Annotated in this window: 22 protein-coding genes; 4 read left to right on the top strand and 18 right to left on the bottom strand. The window is 72.2% G+C overall.

Annotation, left to right across the window (positions count from 1 at the left end):
- Nucleotides 1-101: 101 nt before the first annotated feature.
- Nucleotides 102-1,316: an MFS transporter gene (locus ABZ919_RS32545; protein WP_361254815.1), complete on the top strand. Its 1,215-nt coding sequence runs from the start codon at nt 102-104 to the stop codon at nt 1,314-1,316.
- Here the strand turns inward: ABZ919_RS32545 and ABZ919_RS32540 are convergent.
- Together ABZ919_RS32540 and ABZ919_RS32535 are read right to left on the bottom strand one after the other, a co-directional pair.
- Complete coding sequence (locus tag ABZ919_RS32540) at nt 1,276-1,734, bottom strand: thioesterase family protein (protein ID WP_361254812.1); 459 nt, start codon at nt 1,732-1,734, stop codon at nt 1,276-1,278. The two genes, ABZ919_RS32545 and ABZ919_RS32540, sit on opposite strands and share 41 nt — an antisense overlap.
- Before the next feature lie 92 nt (nt 1,735-1,826).
- Nucleotides 1,827-3,119, bottom strand: coding sequence for an alginate lyase family protein (locus tag ABZ919_RS32535; protein ID WP_361254809.1), 1,293 nt, complete (start codon nt 3,117-3,119; stop codon nt 1,827-1,829).
- A 155-nt stretch (nt 3,120-3,274) separates the two neighbouring features.
- On the opposite strand from ABZ919_RS32535, the gene ABZ919_RS32530 reads away from it, so the two are divergent.
- The gene (locus ABZ919_RS32530) at nt 3,275-4,681 is read left to right on the top strand and encodes a solute carrier family 23 protein (RefSeq protein WP_361254806.1); all 1,407 of its coding nucleotides are present in this window, start codon (nt 3,275-3,277) and stop codon (nt 4,679-4,681) included.
- Here the strand turns inward: ABZ919_RS32530 and ABZ919_RS32525 are convergent.
- Nucleotides 4,633-5,787 (bottom strand): glycoside hydrolase family 6 protein, encoded by a 1,155-nt coding sequence (locus ABZ919_RS32525; protein WP_361254985.1) that lies wholly within the window; start codon nt 5,785-5,787, stop codon nt 4,633-4,635. The genes ABZ919_RS32530 and ABZ919_RS32525 overlap by 49 nt on opposite strands.
- 181 nt (nt 5,788-5,968) lie before the next feature.
- On the opposite strand from ABZ919_RS32525, the gene ABZ919_RS32520 reads away from it, so the two are divergent.
- The gene (locus ABZ919_RS32520; protein WP_361254803.1) at nt 5,969-6,655 is read left to right on the top strand and encodes a DUF5995 family protein; all 687 of its coding nucleotides are present in this window, start codon (nt 5,969-5,971) and stop codon (nt 6,653-6,655) included.
- A gap of 104 nt (nt 6,656-6,759) precedes the next feature.
- Here ABZ919_RS32520 and ABZ919_RS32515 read toward each other — a convergent pair whose 3' ends face one another.
- The 12 genes from ABZ919_RS32515 to ABZ919_RS32460 form a co-directional block, all read right to left on the bottom strand.
- On the bottom strand, nt 6,760-8,457 hold the full coding sequence (locus ABZ919_RS32515) for an NAD(P)/FAD-dependent oxidoreductase (RefSeq protein ID WP_361254801.1): 1,698 nt from the start codon (nt 8,455-8,457) through the stop codon (nt 6,760-6,762).
- Between the two features lie 48 nt (nt 8,458-8,505).
- Nucleotides 8,506-9,294 carry a carbon-nitrogen hydrolase family protein gene (locus ABZ919_RS32510; protein ID WP_361254799.1) on the bottom strand — a complete coding sequence of 263 codons (789 nt, stop codon included), beginning with the start codon at nt 9,292-9,294 and terminating at the stop codon, nt 8,506-8,508.
- Nucleotides 9,295-9,493: 199 nt separating this feature from the next.
- Entirely contained in the window at nt 9,494-9,787 is a 294-nt protein-coding gene (locus ABZ919_RS32505) for a hypothetical protein (protein WP_361254796.1), read from the bottom strand.
- Nucleotides 9,788-9,960: 173 nt separating this feature from the next.
- Nucleotides 9,961-10,590, bottom strand: a complete 630-nt coding sequence (locus ABZ919_RS32500; RefSeq protein WP_361254793.1) for a DUF4232 domain-containing protein — start codon at nt 10,588-10,590, stop codon at nt 9,961-9,963.
- 116 nt (nt 10,591-10,706) lie between these two features.
- The gene (locus tag ABZ919_RS32495; RefSeq protein WP_361254790.1) at nt 10,707-11,087 is read right to left on the bottom strand and encodes a DUF742 domain-containing protein; all 381 of its coding nucleotides are present in this window, start codon (nt 11,085-11,087) and stop codon (nt 10,707-10,709) included.
- A gap of 7 nt (nt 11,088-11,094) precedes the next feature.
- Nucleotides 11,095-11,532, bottom strand: coding sequence for a roadblock/LC7 domain-containing protein (locus tag ABZ919_RS32490; protein WP_361254787.1), 438 nt, complete (start codon nt 11,530-11,532; stop codon nt 11,095-11,097).
- Nucleotides 11,522-14,233, bottom strand: coding sequence for a nitrate- and nitrite sensing domain-containing protein (locus ABZ919_RS32485; RefSeq protein ID WP_361254785.1), 2,712 nt, complete (start codon nt 14,231-14,233; stop codon nt 11,522-11,524). Before ABZ919_RS32485 ends, ABZ919_RS32490 begins: the two co-directional genes overlap by 11 nt.
- A gap of 94 nt (nt 14,234-14,327) precedes the next feature.
- The gene (locus tag ABZ919_RS32480) at nt 14,328-15,794 is read right to left on the bottom strand and encodes an HAD-IA family hydrolase (protein WP_361254782.1); all 1,467 of its coding nucleotides are present in this window, start codon (nt 15,792-15,794) and stop codon (nt 14,328-14,330) included.
- Nucleotides 15,795-15,874: 80 nt separating this feature from the next.
- The gene (locus tag ABZ919_RS32475; protein WP_361254779.1) at nt 15,875-16,951 is read right to left on the bottom strand and encodes an ABC transporter ATP-binding protein; all 1,077 of its coding nucleotides are present in this window, start codon (nt 16,949-16,951) and stop codon (nt 15,875-15,877) included.
- A 6-nt stretch (nt 16,952-16,957) separates the two neighbouring features.
- Nucleotides 16,958-17,776: an ABC transporter permease subunit gene (locus ABZ919_RS32470; RefSeq protein ID WP_361254777.1), complete on the bottom strand. Its 819-nt coding sequence runs from the start codon at nt 17,774-17,776 to the stop codon at nt 16,958-16,960.
- On the bottom strand, nt 17,761-18,660 hold the full coding sequence (locus tag ABZ919_RS32465) for an ABC transporter permease subunit (RefSeq protein WP_361254774.1): 900 nt from the start codon (nt 18,658-18,660) through the stop codon (nt 17,761-17,763). Before ABZ919_RS32465 ends, ABZ919_RS32470 begins: the two co-directional genes overlap by 16 nt.
- Entirely contained in the window at nt 18,657-19,817 is a 1,161-nt protein-coding gene (locus tag ABZ919_RS32460; RefSeq protein WP_361254772.1) for an extracellular solute-binding protein, read from the bottom strand. Before ABZ919_RS32460 ends, ABZ919_RS32465 begins: the two co-directional genes overlap by 4 nt.
- Before the next feature lie 213 nt (nt 19,818-20,030).
- Between ABZ919_RS32460 and ABZ919_RS32455 the strand changes: the two genes are divergently transcribed.
- The gene (locus tag ABZ919_RS32455) at nt 20,031-20,771 is read left to right on the top strand and encodes a GntR family transcriptional regulator (protein ID WP_361254769.1); all 741 of its coding nucleotides are present in this window, start codon (nt 20,031-20,033) and stop codon (nt 20,769-20,771) included.
- Nucleotides 20,772-20,797: 26 nt separating this feature from the next.
- Here the strand turns inward: ABZ919_RS32455 and ABZ919_RS32450 are convergent, their stop codons facing one another.
- The 3 genes from ABZ919_RS32450 to ABZ919_RS32440 form a co-directional block, all read right to left on the bottom strand.
- On the bottom strand, nt 20,798-21,250 hold the full coding sequence (locus ABZ919_RS32450; protein WP_031174468.1) for an Lrp/AsnC family transcriptional regulator: 453 nt from the start codon (nt 21,248-21,250) through the stop codon (nt 20,798-20,800).
- 27 nt (nt 21,251-21,277) lie between these two features.
- Nucleotides 21,278-22,765, bottom strand: a complete 1,488-nt coding sequence (locus ABZ919_RS32445; RefSeq protein ID WP_361254764.1) for an amino acid permease — start codon at nt 22,763-22,765, stop codon at nt 21,278-21,280.
- A gap of 463 nt (nt 22,766-23,228) precedes the next feature.
- Entirely contained in the window at nt 23,229-24,671 is a 1,443-nt protein-coding gene (locus ABZ919_RS32440; protein WP_361254761.1) for a GuaB1 family IMP dehydrogenase-related protein, read from the bottom strand.
- Nucleotides 24,672-24,709: the final 38 nt, after the last annotated feature.

Here is a 24,709-nt window from a genome sequence, read left to right as displayed (position 1 = left end):
CGACGGCGGCCGCGGGGCCACTATCTATCAGGCAGGGACCCTGATAGTTTACGGCCCTACCGGAGGCGTGTCCCGGAGAACTCCTGGGGAGGGGCGGGAACATGAGTGACGTGAGCCAGGCGCGGGAGGAGGCGCGGCGCGCCCGGTATGCCGTGGCGGCCGTGTTCGCCGTGCACGGCGCCGTGACCGGCTCCTTCGCCACGCGGGTGCCGTGGATCCAGGACCACGCGTCGCTCGGCTCCGGCCGGCTGGGATTCGCGCTGGCCTTCACGGCGTTCGGCGCCTCCTGCGCGATGCCGCTGGCGGGCCGGATCAGCCACCGCTTCGGCAGCCGTACGGCCCTGCGCGGACTGCTCGCCCTGTGGACCCTCTGCCTGGTCCTGCCGTCCCTCGCGCCGAACCTGTACACCCTGTGCCTGGCGATGTTCACCTACGGCGCGAGCGCGGGCATGGCCGACGTGGCGATGAACGCGCTCGGTGTCGAGGTCGAGCGGCTGCTGGACAAGTCGATCATGTCGGGGCTGCACGGCATGTGGAGCGCGGGTGCCCTGACCGGTTCGGCGGCCGGCACCCTCGCCGCGCACCTCGGCTCGGACGCCCGGCTGCACTTCGCGCTCACCGCGGCCGTGCTCACCGTAGCCGGGATGGTGGCCTGCACCTGGGTGCTGGACCTGCAGCCCACCGAGGACGAGGAGCCGCCGCCGCGGTTCGCGTTGCCGCCGCGCTCGGCGCTGCTGATCGGCACGGTCGGCTTCTGCGCGGTGTTCGCCGAGGGCGCGAGCCTGGACTGGTCGGCGGTGTTCCTGCGGGACCGGCTGGACAGCTCGGCCGGGGTGGCGGCGGCCTGCACGACCGGCTTCATGCTGACGATGGCCGTCGCCCGGATCGCCGGGGACGCGGTGGTGAACCGTTTCGGCGCGGTCCGCACCGTCCGGGCCGGCGGCGTCCTGGCCGTCCTGGGCGGCCTGCTGATCGTGGTCGCCGGGCATCCGGCGCTGGCGATGGGCGGGTTCGCGCTGATGGGACTCGGGATCGCGGTCGTCGTACCACTGTGCTTCGCGGCGGCCGGGCACGCCGGGCCCAATCCGAGTCAGGCGATCGCCGGGGTGGCGACGATCACCTACACCTCGGGACTGATCGCGCCGAGCCTGATCGGCGGGGTGGCCCAGGCGACCAGCCTCGTGGTGTCGTTCGGCGTGGTGACGGCGCTGGCATGCGGGCTCGCGGTGTGTGCGGGGGTGCTGCGCACCGCCGAGCGCGGCGGCCGGGCCGAGGTCAGCCGGCAGGCCGCAGCAGTTCCCGGCCCACGGCCCTGAAGGCGTCGGTCCAGGGCGTGGGCCGCAGCGTCGTGGCGTCGAGCCGGACGAGCACCCGGGCGCCCCGGGCGTAGGTCTGCGCCCCGTCCGCCGAGCAGAACCGGAAGCCGTAGGTCAGGCCGGTGGTGCCGAGCCGCTCCAGCCAGAGATGGACGGCGTAGGTGCCGGGGCGGGTGACCGGTGCCTCGTAGCCGATGCGCAGTTCCCGGACGGCGTTGCAGGCGTCGCCTGCGGCGTGCCAGTCGCCGTCGAAGCGGACGCCGTGCTCGTTCCACAGCTCGGTCCAGGCGCGCTCGACCATCAGCGGGTAGCGGGCGTTGTGCAGGAGACCGAGCGCGTCGAGGTCGTCGAAGTGCACGGTGACGGGGATCAGCCGGCCGTAGGACACGGCGGGCGCGATCGGGGCTTCGGCGGTCACGGGAGGGACTCCTGAACGATCACTGTGGTGGAACATCGCTGTTGTCGACGATCCATACTAAGCGACCGCTCAGAAGCCCCGGCCGGCTCCTGTCAGCCCGCGATGGAGTCGAGCTGCTCGGCGGCTGGGCGCAGCGCCCACAGGTCACCACCGGGCGGCGCCTCCAGCTTCGCCACGGCCGCCCGGGCCGCCACGTCCCCGGCGTCCGCCGCCGCGTGCACGACGTCGGTGGCCGCGTACCGGTGGAACTCCAGCTCCGGGTGCGACCAGGCCGCCGCACCGGTCGCGGCCGGCAGCAGATAGTCGACCGCCTTGAACAGGCTCTGCCCCTGCGGGCCCCGGTACGACCACAGGTCCACACCCACGTGCCGGCCGATGGCCGCGAGCCGGGTGTAGGCGACCAGGTCGAAGGCGGAGTAGTGCCAGCTGCGGGTCCGGGCGAGCTCCTGGGGCTGGCTGCCGTCGGCCGCGATCTGCGGCGCGACCCGCTTGGCGCGCGCGTCGAGCACGGTCCGCCGGGCCAGGGCGGTGTCGCCGGTGGCGTAGGCGAGGGCGGCGAGCTGCATGTCGTAGAAGGTGCCGTGGTTGTTGGCGGCCGCGCCCTCCTCCTTGCCGAAGTCGCTGTTCTGCAGCCAGGTCAGGAAGTCCGTGTTCCACCTGCCCATCGCGGTGCGGTCCCCGGCGCTCCAGCCGGGGGCGCCGGTGGCGAGGATGGCCTGGGCGTCGAGGACGCTGGTGTACGACTGGGAGAAGTCGATGATGCCGATGGCCCGGCCGTCGTACTTGCACGGGATGAACTGGGCGTGCGCCAGATCGGGGTTCATCCGGGTGGCGGGATCGAGGAACCAGGTGCGCAGGATCTGCCCGGCCTTGACGGCGTAGGCGCGCTCGCCCGTGTAGTACCAGGCGAGCGAGAGGTCGTACGTGGAGTCGAAGACCTTCTCGGCATCCTGCCGGTCGGTGCCGCTGTCCACCTCCGGGTTGCGCTGTCCGTCGCGCTGGACGTACGGGCAGCCCCAGGGGTTGTCGGCGGTGGGGGTCGTGGTGGGCCACCAGTAGGGCGCCTGGCTCAGGTACTCGTGGACATCGCCGCCGGGCGCAGGTCTCGGCTTGTCGACGACCGTCCAGGGGCCCTGGCCCAGCCACGTGTCGGCGCGGGCGGTCAGATCATCGAGGGCACGCCGGAGCCGGGGATCGTGACCGAGACCGGCGCGGGTCCGCCGGAGGCGGTCGCCGTCGAGGACGGCGGTCTTCGGCGCGTTGGGCGCGGCATGCGCGGACGGGCCACTCAGGGCCTTCGGCCCGGCATGCGCGGACGGGACGAGCGTGGCCCCGAACGTCACCACCGCGGCCAGCAGCACGGCCGCAAGTGATCTTCCACTCATCGAGCACTCCGATCTGCCACCGATCACAGAGTTGAACAGACTGAACCAGTATGTGAACGTCGTTCATGAGTAGGACCGTGTGAGCGTAGAGCCCCTCGTTACCCCTGACAATGGTTCGGACCGCCTTCAGGTACCTGAGAAAGCGAAACCCCACCATGGACATCGGCGTGCGCTGGAAACTGCACGGTGACGGGCGCACGCCCGCGCCCGGAGCGGTGGTACGCCCGGACGAACGACTCTCCTGGCCCCGCACGGTCGGCCTGGGCGCCCAGCACGTGGTCGCGATGTTCGGCGCGTCCTTCGTCGCGCCCGTCCTGATGGGCCTGGACCCGAACCTGGCCATCATGATGTCGGGCGTGGCGACCGCGATCTTCCTGCTCGCCACTCGGGGCCGGGTGCCGAGCTATCTCGGCTGCTCCCTGTCGTTCGTGGGCGTGGCCGCCGTGATCCGCGCACAGGGCGGTACGAGTGCCACGGTGACCGGTGCGGTGTTCGTCGTCGGCGTGGCGCTGTTCCTGGTGGGACTCGCGGTGCAGCGCTTCGGGGCGCGGATCATCCACGCGGCCATGCCTCCGATCGTCACCGGCGCGGTCGTCATGCTGATCGGCTTCAACCTGGCCCCGGTGACCGCGTCCACCTACTGGCCGCAGGACCAGTGGACGGCCCTGCTGGTCATGCTGTTCACCGGTCTGGCCGTGGTGTGCCTGCGCGGCTTCTGGTCGCGCATCGCGATCTTCCTCGGGCTGGTCTTCGGGTACGGCATCTCCTGGGCCTTCGACCGGATCTTCGGCAAGATCCACTCCATGAGCCCGAGCGGCAGGGTCACCGACCACTGGCGCCTCGACCTCTCCGGCGTCTCCAAGGCCGACTGGATCGGCCTGCCGCACTTCCACGGGCCGTCGTTCCAGTGGTCGGCGATCCTGGTCGCGCTGCCGGTCGTCATCGCCCTGGTCGCCGAGAACGCGGGGCACGTCAAGGCGGTCGGCGAGATGACCGGCGACCCGCTGGACGACAAGCTCGGTACGGCGATCTCGGCGGACGGCGCCGCATCCATGCTGTCCACCGCGGTCGGCGGCCCGCCGAACACCACATACTCGGAGAACATCGGCGTGATGGCCGCGACCCGCGTCTACTCCACCGCCGCCTACTGGGCCGCCGCCGGCTTCGCGCTGCTCTTCGGGATCTGCCCGAAGTTCGGCGCGGTCGTGGCCGCGATCCCGGGCGGTGTCCTCGGCGGCATCACCGTCATCCTGTACGGCATGATCGGCCTGCTCGGCGCGCAGATCTGGCTCAACGCCAAGGTGGATCTGCGCAACCCGCTGAACCTGGTGCCGGCCGCGGCGGGCATCATCATCGGCGTGGGCAACGTGAGCATGAAGTTCACCGGCAACTTCTCGCTCAGCGGCATCGCCCTCGGCACGCTGGTCGTCATCACGGGCTACCACACCCTGCGCGCCTTCGCCCCGGCCCATCTGAAGAAGCAGCAGCCGCTGCTGGACGAGGGCACGTCCTCCTACGACACAGGGACCGGCGACGCGGCGTCCCCGCGCGCCAAGTCGTAGGCGTACGACGGCAGGAACGTCCCGGCCGCGCCCGCGCAGCCGTCGGACTCCCCCGGCGGCTTCACCCACAGGTACGCGTCGATCCGGGCCTGTCCGGTCTCCAGGGTCGGGGCACGGCCGATCCTCCGGCCGGTCGGATCGCACCACCGTCCGTCCGGCGGAGCGCCGTTGCCGTTGCGGCTGGTGTCGATCACCGCGCCCAGGCTCGCCGGGCCGCCGAGCGCGTCCAGGACCTGACGGTCGTAGGCGATCTCGTCGGCCGTGGTACGGAAGTTGGAGACGTTGCTGAAGACGCCGTCGGCATCGGCGGCTCCCGCCCGCCGCAGCAGGGCGGCCTGTTCGGCCGGCGGGTTCCAGCCGGAGTGGCCGGCGTCGTAGTAGACCCGGGCCCGCGGATCGGCGGCCTTCAGCACCCGGCCCGCGCGGGCCAGCGAGGCGAACCGGGCGGACCGGTCGGCCGGGGTCAGGCAGCCGGACTGGGCGATCGAGTCCGGCTCCAGGACGACGATCACCTCCCTGGGGCCCAGCCCCCGGGCGAAGGCGTCGATCCAGGCGTCGTAGGCAGCGAGGTCCGGCGCACCGCCCCGGGAGGCGCCGCCGCAGTCCCGGTCCGGGATCGTGTACGGCACGAGCACCGGCACCCGTTCCTGCGCCGCCGCTGCCGCGGTGACCGCGCGCACCCCGGCGGCGATGGTGTCCGCGTCCGGGTCGGTGAACCACACGGCGGCCGGCCGGTCGGTGATCTTGGAGGCGATGACGGCGGTGCGCGGATCGTCGGGGTGCGCGCGGACCCAGTCCAGGGCCTGGGAGCCGGGGTGACGGTACAGAAGTGGTGGCACGGCGGTGGTCGGCTGGTCGGTTCCGGTCCGGGCGGGTAGGGGAGTTGCCGCGGTGCGGGCAGGGGCGGCAGTGGCTGCGGTGCGGCCGCGTGCCGAAGGGCGGCGGGGCTGGTCCCGGCCTGCGGCCACCGCCCCGTGGGGGCGATCGACCGCGACGGAGCCGCGGACCGTCGAGGGCCCGTCACGGCCCTCCCGCTCAGCGCTCAGCACCGAGACCACCCCGGTGACCGCGCCTGCCACGATCACCACCGACGCCGCCGTGACCATCACCCCGCGCCGCAGGGCACGCCTGCGCGCGGCCCGGCGCTCGGCAAGGCGCCGGACGCGTAAGCCTGACACGGTGCCGATCCCCCCTCCGCATCCGCACTGCGCCGGTCCGTTCCCCCGTTCCGGCGAAGCACCGGGCCGGTCGGCACGCCGGCCGGCCCAGGGCTGGGACCCTTCCCCCATGGCGCAGCTGGAACACTTCACCACTCCCGTCGACGCGGTCGTCTCCCGGATGCGCGCCCTCGACGCGAGCCTGCCCGTACGGGACGGCGTCGCCGTGTTCAACCGCGTCTACCTCACCGTCACCGCGGAGATCGACCGGCGCCTGGACTTCGGGGACTTCCCGGACCCACGGGCCGCGATCGCGCTGGACATGCGCTTCGCCGAGCGCTATCTGGCGGCGGTCGACGCTGCCGCCGCGGACCGCCGTCCGCCCGCCTGCTGGCGTCCGCTGTTCCAGCTCCGCCGCCATCCCGGGGTACGGCCGCTGCAGTTCGCGCTGGCGGGCATCAACGCGCACGTCGGGCACGACCTGGCGCTCGCCGTGGTGGACGCCTGTCGTACGCTCGGCTGCGAACCGGCCGATCTGGAGGACGAGTTCGACCGCGTGGGCGATCTCCTCGTCTCGCTGGAGGAACGCATCCGCGAAGATCTGATGCCGGGTCCCGACCTGCTCCAGATCGCCGACCCCCTCACCCATCTGCTGGGCTCCTGGAGCCTGGAGCGCGCCCGTGACGCGGCCTGGGTGGCGGGACGGGCCCTGTGGACGCTGCGGCACTGCGGCGACCTGGCCGAGGAGTTCACCGAACGGCTCGACGCGGCGGTGGGGCTCGCGGGCCGGATGCTGCTGACACCGCTCGGTGACTGACCCGGCCGGATCTCGGCCCTGCGCCGGCCGCCCGGAACACCAAAGGCGCGGGCGGCCGGAGTCAGTTCCGGCCGCCCGCGCTGGGTCCTTGCTCGTTGTTCTGGTCAGTCCTCGGGCAGCTCCACGGGTGCGATCTCGTCGTAGACGTCACCCGGGCCGGGGTTGGCCGGGTCGGTCGTGCCGCCGAGGTGGTGCATGACGCCCCAGACCGCGTTCAGCGCGGTCTGGATCGCGCCCTCGGCCCAGCCGGCGGTCCAGGAGATGTCGTCGCCGGCGAGGAAGATGCCGCGCTTGTCCTCGGGCAGCCGGTCCTGCATGAAGTGGGTGAACAGGCGCCGCTGGTAGCGGTAGTGGCCCGGCAGGTTGGCCTTGAAGGCGCCCATGAAGTAGGGCTCGTTCTCCCAGGAGACCGTCACCGGGTTGCCGATGATGTGCTTGCGGATGTCGACCTGCGGGTAGATCTCACCGAGCGACTTCAGCATGACCTCCATCCGCTCGTTCGCTGACAGCGGCAGCCACTTCAGGCTGTCGTCGCACCAGGTGTACGAGAGGCAGATGACGGCGGGCTTGTCCGGGCCGTTGTCCAGGAGGTAGGTGCCGCGGGTCATGCGGTCGGTGAGCGTCATCGACATGACGTCCCGCCCCGTCTCCTCGTCCTTGTCCAGCCAGAACGGCCGGTCCACCGGGACGAAGAGCTTCGAGGACTCCATGTAGTGCGTGCGCTCGATCGCCGTCCAGTGGTCGATCGGGAAGAGCGAGTCGTCGCAGGCGATCTTGGACAGCAGCATCCAGGACTGGGCGGTGAAGATCGCCGCCTGGTAGGTGCGGATGTCGCCGTTCGCGTCCGTCACGGTGATCTGGTTGCCCGCGGTGCGGTGCAGCCGGGTCACGGCCGGGCGCGGCTCGCCGTTCACGTGCAGGGACTTCAGCGAGGTGCCGTACGGCCAGTGGACGATCTTCTCCGGCTCGCGCTCCCACAGGCGCAGCGGCAGCTGCTGGGAGCCGCCGACGATGCCACGGTGGTGGTCGTCGGCCTCGGTGTAGACGACGCGCAGGATCTCCAGGATGGAGTTCGGGAAGTCGGTGTCCCAGCCGCCGGTGCCGAAGCCGACCTGGCCGAAGATCTCGCGGTGCCGGAAGGACTTGAAGGCCTCGGAGTCGCAGAGGAAGCCGTAGAAGGTCTGGTTGTCGAGCTTCTCGACGAGCTTGGCCCAGATCTCGCGGATGCGCGGCACGTCCCGCTCGCGCATGGCGCGGTTCATGTCGGAGAAGTCGGCGCCCTCTTCGAGGCACTTGTTCCAGGCGTCGGCGACGTCCCGGTACACCTGGGGCAGGTCGTCGATGGTCTCGGCGTAGTGCGACTCGCCCTTGAGGTCCACGACGGTCGAGGGGGTGGCCTCGGCCAGCGGGTTCGGGAAGGGGCTGGTCTCCAGGCCCACCATGTCGATGTAGTGCTGCAGGGCGGTGGAGGACGGCGGGAAGCGCATCGCGCCCATCTCGGCGGTCAGCGACTCGTCGCAGCCCTCGAAGCCGACGGTGCGCAGCCGGCCGCCGATCTGGTCGGCCTCGTAGACGACGGGCTTGAGGCCCATCTTCATCAGCTCGTACGCGGCCACGATGCCGGACAGGCCGCCGCCGATGATCGCCACCTCGGTGCCGTGCCCGGTCGCGGGTATCTGGCCGAGGCCCGCCGGGTGGGCGAGGAAGTCGTCGTAGGCGTAGGGGAAGTCCGGGCCGAACATGGTGATCGGCGGCTGCTGCTCGTCGGTGTGCTCGACGGCGTTGGGCACCGTGGACGTCATGGGGTACGGACTCCTTGCGCGGGGTGGATCGAGGGAGGCTCGGGGGGTTCAGACGAGGGACCCGTACAGACCGGGGCGGCGGTCCTTCAGGTACGGGTTCGCCTCACGGGAGGCGGCCAGGAAGGCCGGGTCGACATCGGCGAGCACGAGCTCCTCGCCGCGGCCGGCGCGGGTACGGGCGATGCCGTCGGGCCCGGCGAGGGCGGAGAGTCCGAAGAACTCGAACTCGCCCTCGTGGCCGACCCGGTTGACGTACGCGACGTACATCTGGTTCTCCCAGGCACGCACCGGCACCATGGACTCGGCGACGAACTGGAACGGGTGCATGTTCGCCGTCGGCACGACGAGCAGGTCGGTGCCGGCCAGGGCGTGGGCGCGCGCGTTCTCCGGGAACTCGACGTCGTAGCAGATCATGATGCCGACGGTCAGGTCGCCCAGCCGGGCCTGGATGAGCGACTTCTCGCCCGGCGTGAAGTGGTCGCGCTCGGCGCAGCCGAAGAGGTGGGTCTTGCGGTAGTTCGCGAGCCTGGTGCCGTCGGCGGAGATCAGCTGGGCGGAGTTGTAGACGGTCTCGCCGTCCCGCTCCGGGTAGCCGTAGGCGATCGCCAGGTCGTGCCGTCCGGCGATCTCGGCGATCGCGTCGGCGGAGTCGCCGTCGGCGGGCTCGGCGAGGCGGGCGATGGCGTCGCCGATCGCATACCCGGTCAGGAACATCTCCGGCGCGGCGAGCAGTGCGGCGCCCGCGGCGGCGGCACGGCCCGCGGCCTCGTCGAGGACCTTGAGGTTCTCGGCGACCGAGCCGGGACGGCCGGAGCTCTGGAGCAGGGCGGTGCGCATGCGGTTCCTCACCGGAATGTGGCTTCGGGGGGGCGGGCCTCGACGTTTTTGGGGCCACGAAAAAGGTACGGTCGGCGCGCTCGGCCGGACAAGGAGGAGCCGTTGCAAGTTTGTGCGCGGTTCGTTGCGTGGAGAGGGGGCCCGGCGGCGATTCGTTGCGCGGCGCCGGGGCCGGTTCCGCTCTTCCCTGAGGTGCAGGTCACGCCTGCGATTCCCCGGGCAGGTGGGCGAAGCGGGGTCCCGCCCGCGGGACGATGTGCGGGCGGCTCGCCGGCGGGCGGGTGGCGATCGTCCGGTTCCCGCGCTCGACCTGCGGAAAGACCGCAACCGTCGTGAAGCGCCGTACGAAGATCGCCGCCGTCGCCGTCACCGCCGCCCCGCTGGTCACCGCCGGCTCGACCGGGGCGGCGCCGGCCGCGGACGGTGGAGCACTGGCCGCGGACGGTGGAGCACTGCCGCGGGCGGTGGAGCGCCCGCCGACGGTGGCGGCCACCGTCCCGAGCGCGAGGCGGCGTCGCCGACCGGTACCGCCGAGCTGCGTCGCGACGGCGACCCGGCCGCCGGTGCCCGGGCAGTCGACGCCGGCCTCGGCCCCGGGCGCCCCGACCGTGCAGGTGGTGGCCGATGTCGAGGTCGTGCCCCGTCGGTCGCAGCTGTGGACGGCCCCTACTTGCCGGTGCCCACCGGATCGACGGTGATGGCGGGACCGGAGCCGTCCGAGACGGGCACGTCGATGCTGACGGGGAGCGTGTGGGAGTGCGTCTCGTTCGGCGGGGTCACGACGAGGCTGGTGAAGGTCTCGCCGCTGCCCCCGGAGCCGTTCGGCGGGTAGTGCAGGGTGAAGCGGGTCTCCTCGCCCGGCTTCACCCTGATCAGCGGCGCGGCGAGCTTGCTGCGCCCGGCGCTGACGCTGCCGTCCTTGCTCTTGAGGTCGGCGCCGGGGAAGCCCTTCAGCACACAGGCGGTGGAGCCGGTGTTCTTCAGGTTCACGATGAGGGTGCCCTCGGCCATGCCGCCGGAGGTGCTGAACGCGAGGTGGGAGGTGGTGCAGGCGGACGTCATGGCGCTTCCCGTCCGGGACCCGGCGGGGGCGCTCGCCCCGGCCGAGGGTCCGCTGCCGCCGGAGGCCTGGGAACCGGAGCTCTCGCTGCCGGAACTCCGGGAGGCGGAACTCTGCGAGCTCGGGGCGGAGGAGGCGCCGGAGCCGGAGGAGGCCTTGTCGCCGCCCTGGCAGGCGGTGAGCGACAGGCCGGCTACGGCGGTGACGGCGAGCATCGAGAGCTTCTGGACGCGCATGGTTCCCCTTCGGCGGCACGGGTGAGCGGTACAAGTGAGGTGCTGCTCCCTGAGACAACGACCGTCATCGATGCGTTCCGGTCAGCACCGCTCCCGCACAGGGCTGTGACAAACGGCTAGATCTCCTTCAGCCGCTCCATGATCTCCCGCAGCAGCCCCGGGTCGGCGGCCGCACCGCCGGCCGGGTGGCGGCGGGGTTCGTCGATGCGGATCAGGCCGGCCTCGGCCAGGTCGCCCAGCAGGACCCGGAGCACCGTCAGGGGAAGATCGGCGTCCGCGGCCAGCTCCACGACGGGACGCGGGCCGCGCCGGATCAGGTCGAGCAGCGCGGCACGGGCATGGTCGACGTCGGGTCCCGGCGCGTCGGTGTCCAGCGCGGTGACCCGGGACATCAGGTCGATGGCGTGCGCGCCCGAGGGCCGGGTGCGGCCCCGGGTGACCGTGTAGGGGCGCACCATGGACCCGGTCTCGTCCTCGTACCAGTGCTCGTCGCTCACCGCGGGATCATCTGGGAGCGCGGGCGGCCGCGTCCAGGTGGCGGCCGAGGCGACGAACGAGCAGGGCCATCTCGTGGGCCAGCTGGCCGACGTCGGTGCGGGCCTCGCTGAGGACCGCGAGCCGGCTGCCGTGCCCGGCCGGGGTGATGAAGAGGTAGGCGTCGTCGAGCATCACCATGGTCTGCCGCACCTCACCGGCGCCGAACCGCTCACCGGCCGAGCGGGCGAGGCCGTGGAAGCCGGAGCAGACGGCGGCCAGGTGTTCGATGTCGCGCCGGCGCATCCCGTCCGAACTGCTGAGGGGCAGGCCGTCGGCGGTCAGCAGCACGGCCTGGCGGACGTGGTCGGTGCGCGCCACGAGGTCGTCCAGCAGCCAGCCGAGGTCCGTACCGGGTGCGGCTGCGGTCTCCTCGGGGAGCCCGGAGGTCTGGTCGTCACCGTGCATCGTCGGTGTCCGTCCCTTCGTCGGCGTGGGTGGTCACGGCATCGGTGTCCGCGCCGGCCGTGGGCTCCGGGCTCGCGGGCAGGCCCTTGCGGCCACGGTCGAGTCCGCGCTGGAAGGCACCGAAGATCGCCCGCATCTCCTCGGCGTCGACCTCCGGCCCGGCCGGGTGCCCCCGTGCCGGCGGCTCGTCCCGCAGCTCCGGTGCGAGGGAGGCCTGCCGGATCCGGGTGGGCAGTGCGGGCGCCGAGGCCTGCTGCTGGGACGCACTTCCCCGGCCGGCGTCCGGCGAGGACACCGGCCCCTTCCTCCCCGACGCCGCGGCTCCGGCCTCCCGACCGGCAGCGGATGAGAAGGGCGGCGTCTCCCCCGGCTCCCCCGGCTCCGCCGACGACTCGGCCCCGGCTCCGGCCCTCGGACCAGGAACGCGAGACGGCGCCGACCCGACCGGCGACGGCCCCTCGGACACGGGCGGGAGGGACCGCCACCCCTCAGCCGACGTCCCGGCCCCGGCCCCCTGACCGGCAGCGGATGAGAAGGGCGGCGTCTCCCCCGGCTCCCCCGGCTCCGCCGACGACTCGGCCGCGGCTCCCGGACCCGGAGTTGGGAGCGGTGCCTCCCCCGGCGGCCCGGATGCGCTCCCCGAGCCGGGCCCGGGCACGGAGGCGAGCCGGTTGCGCGCGGGCGGGTGCCCCACGGGTGCGCTCTGCCGATCGGCCGGCCCGGCCGAACGCCTCCTGGCCGGCAACTCGTGTACGGCCGCCCGCTGTTCGCCCTGCTCCGGCAGCACCGGCTCCACCTTCGCCAGCACGCCCTCAGGCAGCAGGACCACCGCCGTCGTACCGCCGTACGGTGAGTCACCGAGGTTGACCTCGATGCCGTGCCGGGCGGCGAGGCGGCCGACGACGTAGAGGCCGAGGCGGTCGTGGCGGGTGGGGTCGAAGCCGTCGGGGTCGGTGAGAGTGCCGTGGGCCCGGCTGCGGGCGTCGGCGTCGAGACCGAGCCCCCGGTCGTCGATCTCCAGCACGAACCCGCTGCCGACCCGACCGGTGCGGAGGGTGACCTGGGTGTGCGGCGGCGAGAACGCCGTTGCGTTCTCGAGGAGTTCGGCGAGGAGATGGACGACGTCGGCGACCGCGTCCGCCGTGATGCCGACCTCGGGCATCGGCGGCACCACCACGCGCGCGTAGTCCTCGATCTCGCTGACGGCCGAGGCGACGACGTCCGCGACCGGTACGGGCCGGCGCCAGCGGCGGCCGGGCGCGGAGCCGGAGAGGATGATCAGGCTCTCGGCGTGCCGGCGCATGCGCGTGGTCAGGTGGTCGATGCGGAACAGCTCGCGCAGGACGTCCGGGTCCTCGGTGCGCCGCTCCAGGGTGTCGACGAGCTTCAACTGCCGGTGCACCAGGGCCTGGTTGCGGCGCGCGATGTTGAGCAGCACCGCGAACAGGCCCCGGCGCAGGCCGGCCTGCTTGACGGCGGCCTCGACCGCCGCGAGCCGCGCGGTGTTGAAGGACCGGCCGACCTGGCCGATCTCGTCGTCGCGCACCTCGTCGGCGGCCAGCGGCGGCGCCTCGGCGAGCGCGTCCACCTCCTCGCCGGCACTCAGTCGCCGCATCACGTCGGGCAGTTGCGTCCCCGTCAGGACGTCGGCCGCGTCCCGCAGGGTCTCCAGGCGGCGCGAGATCCGCCGCGCGCCGCGCACCGCCAGCCACAGCGAAAGCCCGACGGCGGCCAGCCCCACCACGCCGACGACGGCCGCCTTGGTCAGCTCCTGGTAGGCGAAGGCCCGGCCGCGCACCGCGGAGTTCTCGGCCGACCGTGTGCACAGCTGCATGTACCGCTTCACGGCCCGGTCGGTGGTGGAGCGCCAGGTGTCCGCGGCGACGGCCTTCCCGGCGCCCGCGGCCCCGGACCGCAGCAGCGCGTCCTCGCCGCGCACCAGCGAGCCGTACAGGGTTCCGCGCTGGAAGTCCTCGAACAGCGCCCTCGAGTCGGCGGGCAGGTCCGGGACATATGTCCGCTGGAACACCCGCCGGTCCTCGATGGTCGCGGTCAGGCTGTCGTACTGCCGGCCGGTCAGCGTGCCGGCCGCCCGCGCCCCGGCGACCAGCGCGTCCTCCCGGGAGACGAACTCCCTTACCCGTACGAGCTCGATGACGACCTGCGCCTCCCGGGCGAGCTGCCCGGCCTGCAGGGCGGTGAGTGTGGACTGCACGTCGAAGCCGGGCTCCACGAGCGTGCTGTACTCCTCCACGGCCCGGTCCCAGGTGATGTGCCGGGACAGCACCAGCGAGCGCAGCCCCTCCAGCCGGCCCGTGGCGCTCACCATGGCGTCCAGCGCCTGCCGCTGCCGTGCGGTCAGCCGGCCGCGGTCGCCGCCCTGGATCGCCTGCCGCATGGCGTCGACGGCCCGGTCGGTACGGCGTTGCTGCTGGAGCAGCTGACCGGCCGTCCCCGTGTCGAGGCGGGCGCCCAGGTAGGCCGCGGACAACCGGCGCTCGATCTGGATCTGTCCGATCGCGGTGTCCACGGGGGTGCCGAAGTCCTCGTACACCCCCTGGAGCCGCACCAGCGCCCGCAGTTCACCGGTGACGGACCACATGGCGAAGCCCCACAGCGACATCAGCGCGACGGCCGGGGCGAGCGCGAGCGCCACGATCCGCGCGCGGACGGTGGTGGGACGGCCGAGGGGCCAGCGCATGGATACCTGCCGGTGTTACCAGTCGGTAGAAAGTTCGGCACAACCTACGGGATGGTCACCCCGGAACGCAATGGTGACCTGCGGTAACCCCCGGTCACCTCGGCGCCAGGGCAAAGGTGGTGATGACCGCCGCGTGATCGGAGGGCCAGTCGTTGTCCGCCACGTCCGGCCAGGGGCGCGGGCTGCCGGTGACGAGGGTTCGCGCGTCCCGCACGGCCAGGCCCCGGTGCAGGACGTAGTCGATGCGGTCCTGCGGCTCGGGCCGGCCGCTGCCGTCCTCGTGCACAGGGTGGATCGGCGACCAGGTGTGGCCGGGCTCCAGGGCGGGGTCCGGGTGGGCCTCGCGGTAGGAGTCGGCGAAGCCCGCGTCCGCGGCGGCGCTGGTCACCGGCCAGGCCACGTCCGGCCAGTCCAGGTGCGAGGGGCAGTTGAAGTCGCCGACGAGCACGACCGGGACGCCCGCGGCGGACGACTCGGCGATACGGGCGAGCGTGTCCCGCATCTGCGTCAGCCGCAGCTCCTCGTGGGCGATCAGCTCAGCGGCCGGCAGCCCGTCGAAGGCGGCCTCGTAGGGGCCGTACGGCGTGTAGTGCAGATGTGCGGTCCACACGTCGACCTCGCGGCCGGGCGCCACGGCGATCCGGACGCCCGCGGCGCCGTAGAAACCCACCTCCGGATCGCCGAAGCGGGCGGTGATCGGATGGCGGCTGATGACGCCGAGGTTCTCGCCGGCCCGGTGGTGGTGCCAGCCGAGGGCCTCGGCCAGCTCCTGGGCCGCGGTTCCGGCCGTCTCCTGCAGGCCGACGACATCGGCGCCGCTCTCCAGGATGACCTTGAGCTGCTTGGCCCGGTGGTCGTCGACCTCGCTGCCGCCCAGCCACAGGTTCCAGCTCATCACCCGCAGCTCGGGCTGCACCATGCGCCCCAGTTCCTGGACGGTGACCCCGGTGAGGCTGTCGCGCACGGTGCGCCCGGGCGCCGTGCCGATCGGCGCGAGGGAGGGGACGGCGAGCACGGCGCAGCCGGCGGCCTCGGCGGAGGCGACGCCGGTCTCGGTGTCCTCGACGGCCACGCAGGCCGCCGGGTCGACGCCGAGGGCACGGCAGGCGTCCCGGTAGGGGTCGGGGGCCGGCTTGGTGCGGGCGGTGTCGTCGGCGGTGACGGAGACCGCGAACCGGTGCGCGCCGAGGGCGTCCAGGACGACGTCCGCGACCGCGCGCGGAGACGCGGTGACCAGGGCGGTGGGGACGCCGGCGGCGGCCAGCGCGTCCAGCAGGTCCAGGGCGCCGGGCCGGGGCACGATCCCGGTGCGGACGCGCTCCGCGAACTCGCGGTGCAGGTCGGCCGCGAGGCCGGCGGCCGGCCTTCCGCTGTCCGTACCGAGCCAGGCGGCGGTGTGCTCGACCGGGCGGCCGAGCACGTCCGGCTGGTCGGCCTCGGTCAGCGGGCGCCCGGCGACCTGCTCGACCGCCTCCCACCACAGCCGCTCGGTGTCGACGAGCGTGCCGTCCATGTCGAACAGGACGGCCTGCGGTGGGCAGGCGGGGGTGTGGGGGGTCACGTGGGTTTCTTCCTTCGCTTGTACGTGCGCCCGGCCGCGGGGGCCGGTCACTTCTGCGTGCACCCGGCCGCCCGGGCCGGTCACTTCTGCGTACGTTCGGCCACCAGCACCGGCCGCTCGGGCAGCGACACGCTCGCGGCGGCCCCGGCGCCCAGCCCGGAGGCCTCGTGCGCGGGCAGATCGGCCTTCACCTCGGTGCCGTCGGCGAGCCGCACGGTGACCCGGACGACCGCGCCGAGGAAGGCGGTGGCGAGGACCCGGGCGCCGCCCTGCTCGTCGGCACTCACCCGGACGGACTCCGGCCGCACCAGCACGTCCACCGCGCCGTCCGGCACCTCGCCGTCGGCCGGCAGCCGCTGCCCCAGCACCTGGACCGTCCCGTCCTTGAGGTCGCCCGGGATCCGGCTCATCGTGCCGACGAACTCGGCGACGAAGGCGGTGGCGGGACGGCCGTACAACTCGGCGGGCTCGGCGCACTGTTCAAGACGCCCGGCGCGCATGACGGCGACCCGGTCGGCGACGGACAGCGCCTCCTCCTGATCGTGCGTCACGAACAGGGTGGTGATGCCGAGTTCCTGCTGCAGGCGGCGGATCTCCTCGCGCAGGGTGAGCCGCACCTTGGCGTCGAGCGCGGACAGCGGTTCGTCGAGCAGGAGCACGCGCGGGCGCAGGGCCAGGGCGCGGGCCAGCGCGATGCGCTGCTGCTGGCCGCCGGAGAGCTGGTGCGGGTAGCGCTCGCCCTTGTCGGCGAGGCCCACCAGTTCCAGCAACTGCGCTGCGCGACCGCGCCGTTCGGCGGTGCGGACGCCGCGCATGCGCAGCCCGAACGCGACGTTGTCGACGGCGTTCAGATGCGGGAAGAGGCTGTACGACTGGAAGACCATGCCGGCGTCGCGCCGGTGGGCCGGGACGTGGGTGACGTCCTCGCCGTCCACCAGTACCGCGCCGGAGTCCGGGTGTTCGAATCCGGCGAGCATGCGGAGCGCGGTGGTCTTGCCGCAGCCGGACGGGCCGAGCAGCGCGAGGAACTCCCCCGGACGGACGGTCAGGTCGAGCCCGTCGAGGGCGACCGTGGCCCCGAACTCCCGGCGCAGCGAGCGGAACTCGACGGTGGCGGCCTTGTCGGTCACGGCCTTCTCAAGGGTGGTGGCGGTCATGGTGTGTCATCCCTGGGAGGAAGCGGTTCGGGTGCGGCCGCCGGCACCGGCGAGCGCGAGGAGCAGGGCCCAGGTGACGAGCAGGCTGAGCACGGAAACGGCGACGGACATCTGGGCCTGTTCGCCGCCGACGTTGTAGATCCACACGGCGAAGGGCGCGTATCCGAGCAGGTGGGAGACCGTGAACTCGCCGAGGACCAGGGCCAGCGTGAGGAAGGACGCGTTCAGCAGGGCCCCGCGGAGGTTGGGCAGCACGGCGCGTACGAGGGCCTGCGGCCAGGAGGCGCCGCAGCTGCGGGCCGCCTCGACGAGGGTACGGACGTCGATGGCGCGCAGACCGGCGTCCAGGGCGCGGTAGACGAAGGGCAGGGCCATCACGACGTAGGCGAGGACCAGCACGACGGGGAAGCTGTCGTTCTGGATCACCACGAACGTCTCGAACAGCGGCGTCCTGGAGAGATGCTCCGGGCCCCACTTCAGCACGGTGGCGATGCCGGCGACGAAGGCGATGGGCGGCACCACCAGCGGCAGCGAGCACACCACCTCCACCACCGGGCGCAGCCGGGGCGAGCCGAGCCGGAGCGCGACCACGGCGGGCACCATCAGCAGCAGTACGACCGCGATGGTGGCCACGGCCAGCTCCAGCGAGAGCAGCAGGCTGGAGACGAAGCCGTCGGTGGAGAGGATCTTGGTGTAGGCGTCGAAGGTGAGGCCCTGGCCGGGCACGTCCACCGTGAAGACCACGGACGCGGCGAGCGGCACCAGGAAGTACAGGGCGGCGAGGCCGAGAACGGCCCACCGCCACGGGGTCAGGCGTCGAGCCATCGGGCACTCCGTCGCTGAAGGGGCAGGTAGACGGCCATTACCAGGCCCGCCACCAGGACCATGTCGAGGCTGAGGGCGAGGGCGACGTTCTCCTGGCCGACCAGCACGTTGCCGGACAGGGTGTCGGCGATCTGCAGAGTGACCAGCGGGACGGCGCTGCCGACCATGGCGGCGGCGGTGGCATAGGCGGCGAAGGCGCTGCCGAACAGCAGCACGAGACCGCCGAGCAGCGAGGGAGCCAGTACGGGCAGGGCCACGTGCCGCCAGTACTGCACAGCGGTGGCGCCGTTGTTCAGCGCGGCCTCGCGCCACTGGGAGCGCAGGCCGTCGAGCGCGGGGGTGATGGTGAGGACCATGAGCGGGATGAGGAAGTACAGATAGACGAGGACCAGACCCCAGAAGCTGTAGAGGTCCCAGCCGGAGTCCTTCAGGCCCAGGCGCACGGTGAGCACGCCGGCGTTGCCGAGGGTGGCGACGAAGGCGAAGGCCAGCGGTACGCCGCCGAAGTTGGCGAGGACACCGGAGGCGGTCAGCACGGCCTCGCGCAGCCAGCGCGAGCGGGAGCTGACCACGGCCTGCGCGAGCGGCAGCCCGAGCAGGGCGCCGAGCGCGGCGGAGATCGCGGAGAGCTTGACGCTGCCGAGCAGGGCGGTGAGGTACGGGCCGTGCAGCGAGGTCGTCATGTTGGAACCGGTGTACGTGGTGGCGCCCGTGGTGGGGTCGTCGACCGAGAAGGCACCGTTCACGATGGCCAGCGCGGGCAGGCCGAAGGCGACGGCCGTGAACGCCAGCAGCGGCACCACGGCGAGCCAGCCGGGGGCGCGGCGCCGCCGCTTCGCCGAAGCGACGGGCGCCACGTCCGCGCGCGGGAGGGCGGCGGTCATCCGGAGACGGCCTTCCCCCAGCCCTGGGCGATGACCGTCTTGGCCTTGCTCTGCTGGTCCTCGGTCGGGAAGGTCGGCGTGCCGGTGACCTTCGGGAGCTTGGCGGCGGCGCTCTTGTCGAGGGTGCCGGCCTTGTCCAGGGAGGCCATCAGGGCCGGGCGGGCGTAGCCCTTGAGCCACAGGTTCTGGCCCTCGGCGCTGTACAGGTACTCCTGCCACAGGCGGGCGGCCGCCGGGTGCGGGGCGTCCTTGTTGATGGCCTGCGAGTAGTACTGGGCGTACTGGCCGTCGCCCGGGACGACGACCTTCCAGTCGAGGCCCTTGGACTTGAACTCGTCGGCGTAACCGGCGTTCAGGTAGTCCCAGTCGATCGAGATCGGGGTCTCGCCCTTCTCGACGGTGGCGGGAGTGGACTCGACCGGCGTGTAGTTGCCGCTCTTCTTCAGCTTGGCGAAGAAGTCCAGGCCGGGTTGGATGTTGTCGAAGGAGCCGCCGCCCGCGAGGGCCGCCGCGTAGACGCCGCCGAAGGCGGAGCCGGACTTGGTGGGGTTGCCGTTGAGGGCGACCTGGCCCTTGTACTCGGGCTTGAGCAGGTCCTTGAAGGTGGTCGGGCAGGTCTTCACGCGCTTGGCGTCGCAGCCGATGGAGACGTAGCCGCCGTAGTCGTTGTACCAGCGGGCCTGCGGGTCCTTCTGCGCCTCGGGGATGTCGGCGAAGGAGGCCACCTTGTAGGGCGCGAGCAGGCCCTGCTGGGCGGCGCTCAGCGCGAAGGAGCTGCCGAGGTCCAGGACGTCCGGGGTGCGGTCCTGGCCCTTGCGGGTGGTGACGGCGTTGATCTCGTCCTGGCTGGTGCCGTCGGGGCTCTCGTCCTGGATCTTGATGCCGTACTTCTTCTGGAAGCCGTCGATGATGGCTCCGTAGTTGGCCCAGTCGCGGGGCACCGCGATGATGTGCAGCGTGCCCTCCTTCTTGGCCGCCTTGACCAGGGCGTCCATGCCGCCGAAGTCGGCCGCGGAGGTGGCGGTGGCGGCGTTCTTGCCGTCCTTGGTGGTGGTCGACGCCTTGTCGGGGGCGGCGCCGCAGGCGCTCAGCGCGAGCGCGGCGACGACGGCGAGGGAGCCGCCGAGGACGGCGTTTCTCGGCAGGGACACGGTCACGGTCTCTCCAGGGGTGCACACGAGGGTGGAGGCAGAACGGAGAACTTGTCTGAACAAGTTGCGTCACAGTACGCCCGCTCACGGTGTCCTGTCTGTAAACGGGAGCGAAACTTTGGGCCCTGGTTGGCTGCACAATCCAGACCGTTGCAGATCACGCTCAGGTCTCGATTAGGCTGGTCACGCTGTGCACAGCGACCTGAGCAGAGGGGAAGCATGACGGCGCGACACGAGGAGATCGCCGACGAGCTGCGGCGGGCCATCGACCGCGAGCAGTACACGGTCGGCAGCCGGCTGCCCTCGGAGTCGGAGCTGGCCGCGCATTACGGCGTCTCGCGCGGCACGGTCCGCCAGGCCGTCGCGGCCCTGACCGCCGAGGGCCTGATCGGCTCCCGCCAGGGCGCCCGGCGCGTCGTCCTCGCCAGCCGCCGCAGCCAGACCTTCGAGGAACTGCGCAGCTTCGCCCAGTGGGCCCGCGCGATGGGCCGCGAGGCGACGGGCCAGGTGGTGGCCCAGGAGTACCGCCCGGCCACCGCCGAGGACGCCGTGCGCCTCCAACTGGCTGTGGGCACACCGGTGTTGCATGTGCTCCGGGTACGCGGTCTGGACGGCGAGCCGGTGCTCCTGGAGCGCACGGTGTACGCCGACTGGATCTCCCCGGCGGTCGAGTCGATCGAGCCGGAGTGCCCGTCGGTGACGCAGCGGCTCTACGACGACACGGGGCTGGTCTTCGCCTACGGCGAGCACGTCATCGACGCGGTCTCCGCGGGCGCGCAGGACGCCGAGCTGCTGGGCGTGCGCCGCACGAGCCCGCTGCTGCGGGTGCGGCGCGTGACGACGACACGGGAAGGCCGGCCGGTGGAGTGGTCGGACGACCGCTACCGGTCCGATGCGGTGAGCTTCAGCGTGCGGAACTCGATCGACAACAACGCGCTGGCGAGGAAGGCGGCACAGTAGGAGCACTCCGTGGGGGGCGCGGGGATCTACCCCGGCGCCCCGGAGGAGAAGCGGCGCAGCAACGGCGACAGCACCAGCACCGACTTGGTCCGCTCCACGAACGGCTCCCCCGCGATCCGCTCCAGGACCCGCTCGAAGTGCCGCATGTCGGAGGCGAAGACCTGGGCGATCGCGTCCGCGTCACCGGTGACGGTCGACGCGGCCACGACCTCCTGATAGCGCTCCAGGCCTCGCTGGATGGTGTCCGGCGAGGTGTTGCGCCGGCAGTAGATCTCGATGTAGCCCTCGGTCTCCCAGCCCAGCGCCGCCGGGTCCACCCGGACGGTGAATCCGGTGATGGCCCCGGTGGCGCGCAGCCGGTCCACGCGCCGCTTCACGGCGGGCGCGGACAGACCGACCATCTGCCCGATGTCCGCGTAGGAGCGGCGGGCGTCCTCGGCGAGGGCGTGCACGATGCGTTCGTCGAGATCGTTCAGCACGGGGGGTGGTTCACTTCTCCGGTTCCGTCACTTCTCCGCCGTCGTCACGAGGTCCTCACCGGTCGCGAGACGGGAACGGCGATAGCCGTACACGAAGTAGAACACGAGCCCGACCACCATCCAGACACCGAACACGATCCAGGTGACGGTCGACAGGCTGCCCATCATCCAGATGCAGAAGGCGAAGCCCAGCGCGGGAAGCACCGGCGACAGCGGCACACGGAAGGTGCGGTGCATCGCCGGACGCGTCCGGCGGAGCACCACGACGGCGACGTTGACCAGCGCGAAGGCGAACAGGGTGCCGATGCTGGTGGCGTCCGCCAGCTGACCCAGCGGGATCGCGGCGGCGAGGACGCCGCAGAAGACGGAGACGATCACCGTGTTGGCGCGCGGGGCGCCGGTCTTCGGGTGGACCTTGGCGAAGATCTTGGGCACCAGGCCGTCGCGGGACATGGCGAACAGGATGCGGGTCTGGCCGTAGAGGACGGTCAGGACGACGCTCGCGATGGCGATGACGGCGCAGAACGCCAGCAGGGTCCCCCAGAAGCTCTGTCCGGTGACGTCCGTCATGATCTGGGCGAGCGCGGCCTCGGAATCCGTGAACTTGCGCCAGGGCCAGGCACCCACGGCCACCGCGGCGACGAGGACGTACAGCGCGGTCACGATGACCAGGGACAGCATGATCGCGCGGGGCAGGTCGCGCTGGGCGTTCTTGGCCTCCTCACCGGCGGTGGATGCGGCGTCGAAGCCGATGTAGGAGAAGAAGAGCGTGGCACCGGCCGCGCTGACACCCGCCATGCCGAGCGGCATGAAGTTCGCGTAGTTGCCGGACTTGAACCCCATGAAGCCGATGGCGCAGAAGAGGATCAGCGCGGCGATCTTCACGGAGACCATGATGGTGTTGGCCCGCGCGGACTCCTTGGCGCCGCCGAGCAGGAACGCCATCCCGAGGAGGACGACGATCAGGGCGGGCAGGTTGAAGATGCCGCCCTGGCCGGGCGGCGCCGACAGGGCGTCGGGGACGGTGACGCCTATGGTGCCGTCCAGCAGCTCGTTCAGGTACTGGCCCCAGCCGACGGCCACGGCGGCCACCGAGACGCCGTACTCCAGCAGCAGGCACCAGCCGCAGACCCAGGCGATCAGTTCGCCCATGGTTGCGTATGCGTACGAGTACGAGGAGCCGGAGACCGGGATGGTGCCGGCCAGCTCGGCGTAGGAGAGGGCCGAGAAGAGCGCGGTCAGACCGGCGATGACGAAGGAGAGGGTGACGGCCGGACCCGCCTTCGGGACGGCTTGGCCCAGCACCACGAAAATGCCGGTGCCGAGGGTGGCACCGATGCTGATCATGGTCAGCTGCCATAGCCCGAGGGAGCGCCGAAGCTGCCCTCCCTCACCCTGGCCGCCCTCCGCGACCAGGCGTTCCACGGGCTTGCGCCGCATGAGGCGCGCGGCGACGCCCGGGGACGCGGGGGCGGTCGCTGGGCGGTCGTGCGGGGGTGCGCCTTGGTCGAGCACGCGCTGGCTCCTTATCGCTGCCGGTCACTGCGGACGGGGACCGGTGGCAGCCCGCGCGGGCGGGAACGCACCGAGCGGGGCCCCCGCCACGCCATGTACAGCGCAGCACCCTACGGGGGCTCACTTCACGCGCGTAATGCAGCAACCTTGCGCGTCCCCGGATGATCATTGCGTTCATCCGCGCAGAACGCCAGTTCGTTGCACAGGGGCTGCCGACCGTTGCACAACGCCCTCACCGGCACGTTTTACAGACTCTTGGTGAGGAAGTAGCACGCGTCGGCGCACATCCGCTCCTCCTGGTCCGCGTCGAGGCAGGTGTCACGGCCGACGTAGTCGGTCAGGGGGCCGGGCGGCGAGCGCATCGAACTCCATGTCGCCGGCCGTGGACCCCCGGACAAGCCGACGGCCCCCGGTTCTCCCGGCGGGCGGGATCGACGGGGGCCGTGCCAACGGAAGTTGCGGGTCAGCTCCAGCTGGCGTGCAGCGGCTTGCCCTCGGCGTAGCCGGCCGCGCTCTGGATGCCGACGATGGCCTTCTCGGCGAACTCCTCCAGGGAGCCGGCACCGGCGTAGGTGCAGGAGGAGCGGACACCCGCGATGATCGAGTCGATCAGGTCCTCGACGCCCGGGCGGGCCGGGTCGAGGAACATGCGAGAGGTGGAGATGCCCTCCTCGAACAGCGCCTTGCGGGCACGGTCGTAGGCGGACTCCTCCGACGTACGGTTGCGCACCGCACGCGCGGAGGCCATGCCGAACGACTCCTTGTACGGGCGCCCGTTCGCGTCGTGCTGGAGGTCGCCCGGGGACTCGTAGGTGCCCGCGAACCAGGAGCCGACCATCACGTTGGACGCGCCGGCCGCGAGGGCCATCGCCACGTCGCGCGGGTGCCGGACACCGCCGTCGGCCCATACGTGCTTGCCGTACTTCTTCGCCTCGGCGGCGCACTCCAGCACCGCGGAGAACTGCGGCCGGCCCACGCCGGTCATCATGCGGGTGGTGCACATCGCGCCGGGGCCGACACCGACCTTGATGATGTCCGCACCGGCGTCGATCAGGTCCTTGACGCCCTCGGCGGAGACGATGTTGCCGGCGGCGATCGGCACCTGCGGGTCGAGCGCGCGCACCAGCTTGACGGCGCTGATCATCGACTCCTGGTGGCCGTGCGCGGTGTCGATGACGAGCGTGTCCACGCCCGCGTCGAGCAGCTGCTTGGCCTTGCCCGCCACGTCGCCGTTGATGCCGACGGCGGCGGCGATGCGCAGCCTGCCGTTCGCGTCCACGGCCGGGGTGTACAGCGTGGCCCGCAGGGCGCCCTTGCGGGTCAGGATGCCGGCGAGCCTGCCGTCCTTGTCGACGGCCGGGGCGTAGCGGCGGTTGTGCTGGTCGAGGGTGTTGAAGGCCTCGCGGGGATCGATGTCCGCGTCGAGGAGCAGCAGGTCCTTCGACATGACCACTTCGAGCTGGGTGAAGCGGTCGACGCCGGTCAGGTCGGCGTCCGTGACGACACCGACGGGCCGCTGGTTCTCGTCCACGACCACGCCGGCGTTGTGCGCACGCTTGGGCAGCAGGGCCAGGGCGTCGGCGACGGTCTGGTGCGGGGCCAGCACGATCGGCGTGTCGAGCACCAGATGGCGGCTCTTCACCCAGGAGACGACATCGGTGACGACGTCGATCGGGATGTCCTGCGGGATGACCACGAGGCCGCCGCGGCGGGCCACCGTCTCGGCCATGCGGCGGCCGGCGATGGCGGTCATGTTGGCGACGACGAGCGGGATGGTGGTGCCCGTGCCGTCCGGCGAGCCGAGGTCCACGCCCTGACGCGAGCCGACCGCGGAGCGGCTCGGCACCATGAACACGTCGTCGTACGTCAGGTCGTACGCGGGCTGGATGTCATTGAGGAAACGCACGTGCTGCACATCCCAGTCGATCAGAGGTGACCCCCGGA

The organism is Streptomyces sp. NPDC046759 (assembly GCF_040645475.1).
Taxonomy (GTDB): domain Bacteria; phylum Actinomycetota; class Actinomycetes; order Streptomycetales; family Streptomycetaceae; genus Streptomyces.
Note: the sequence above shows the minus strand (reverse complement) of the source record. Positions and strands in the feature narration are given on the sequence as shown.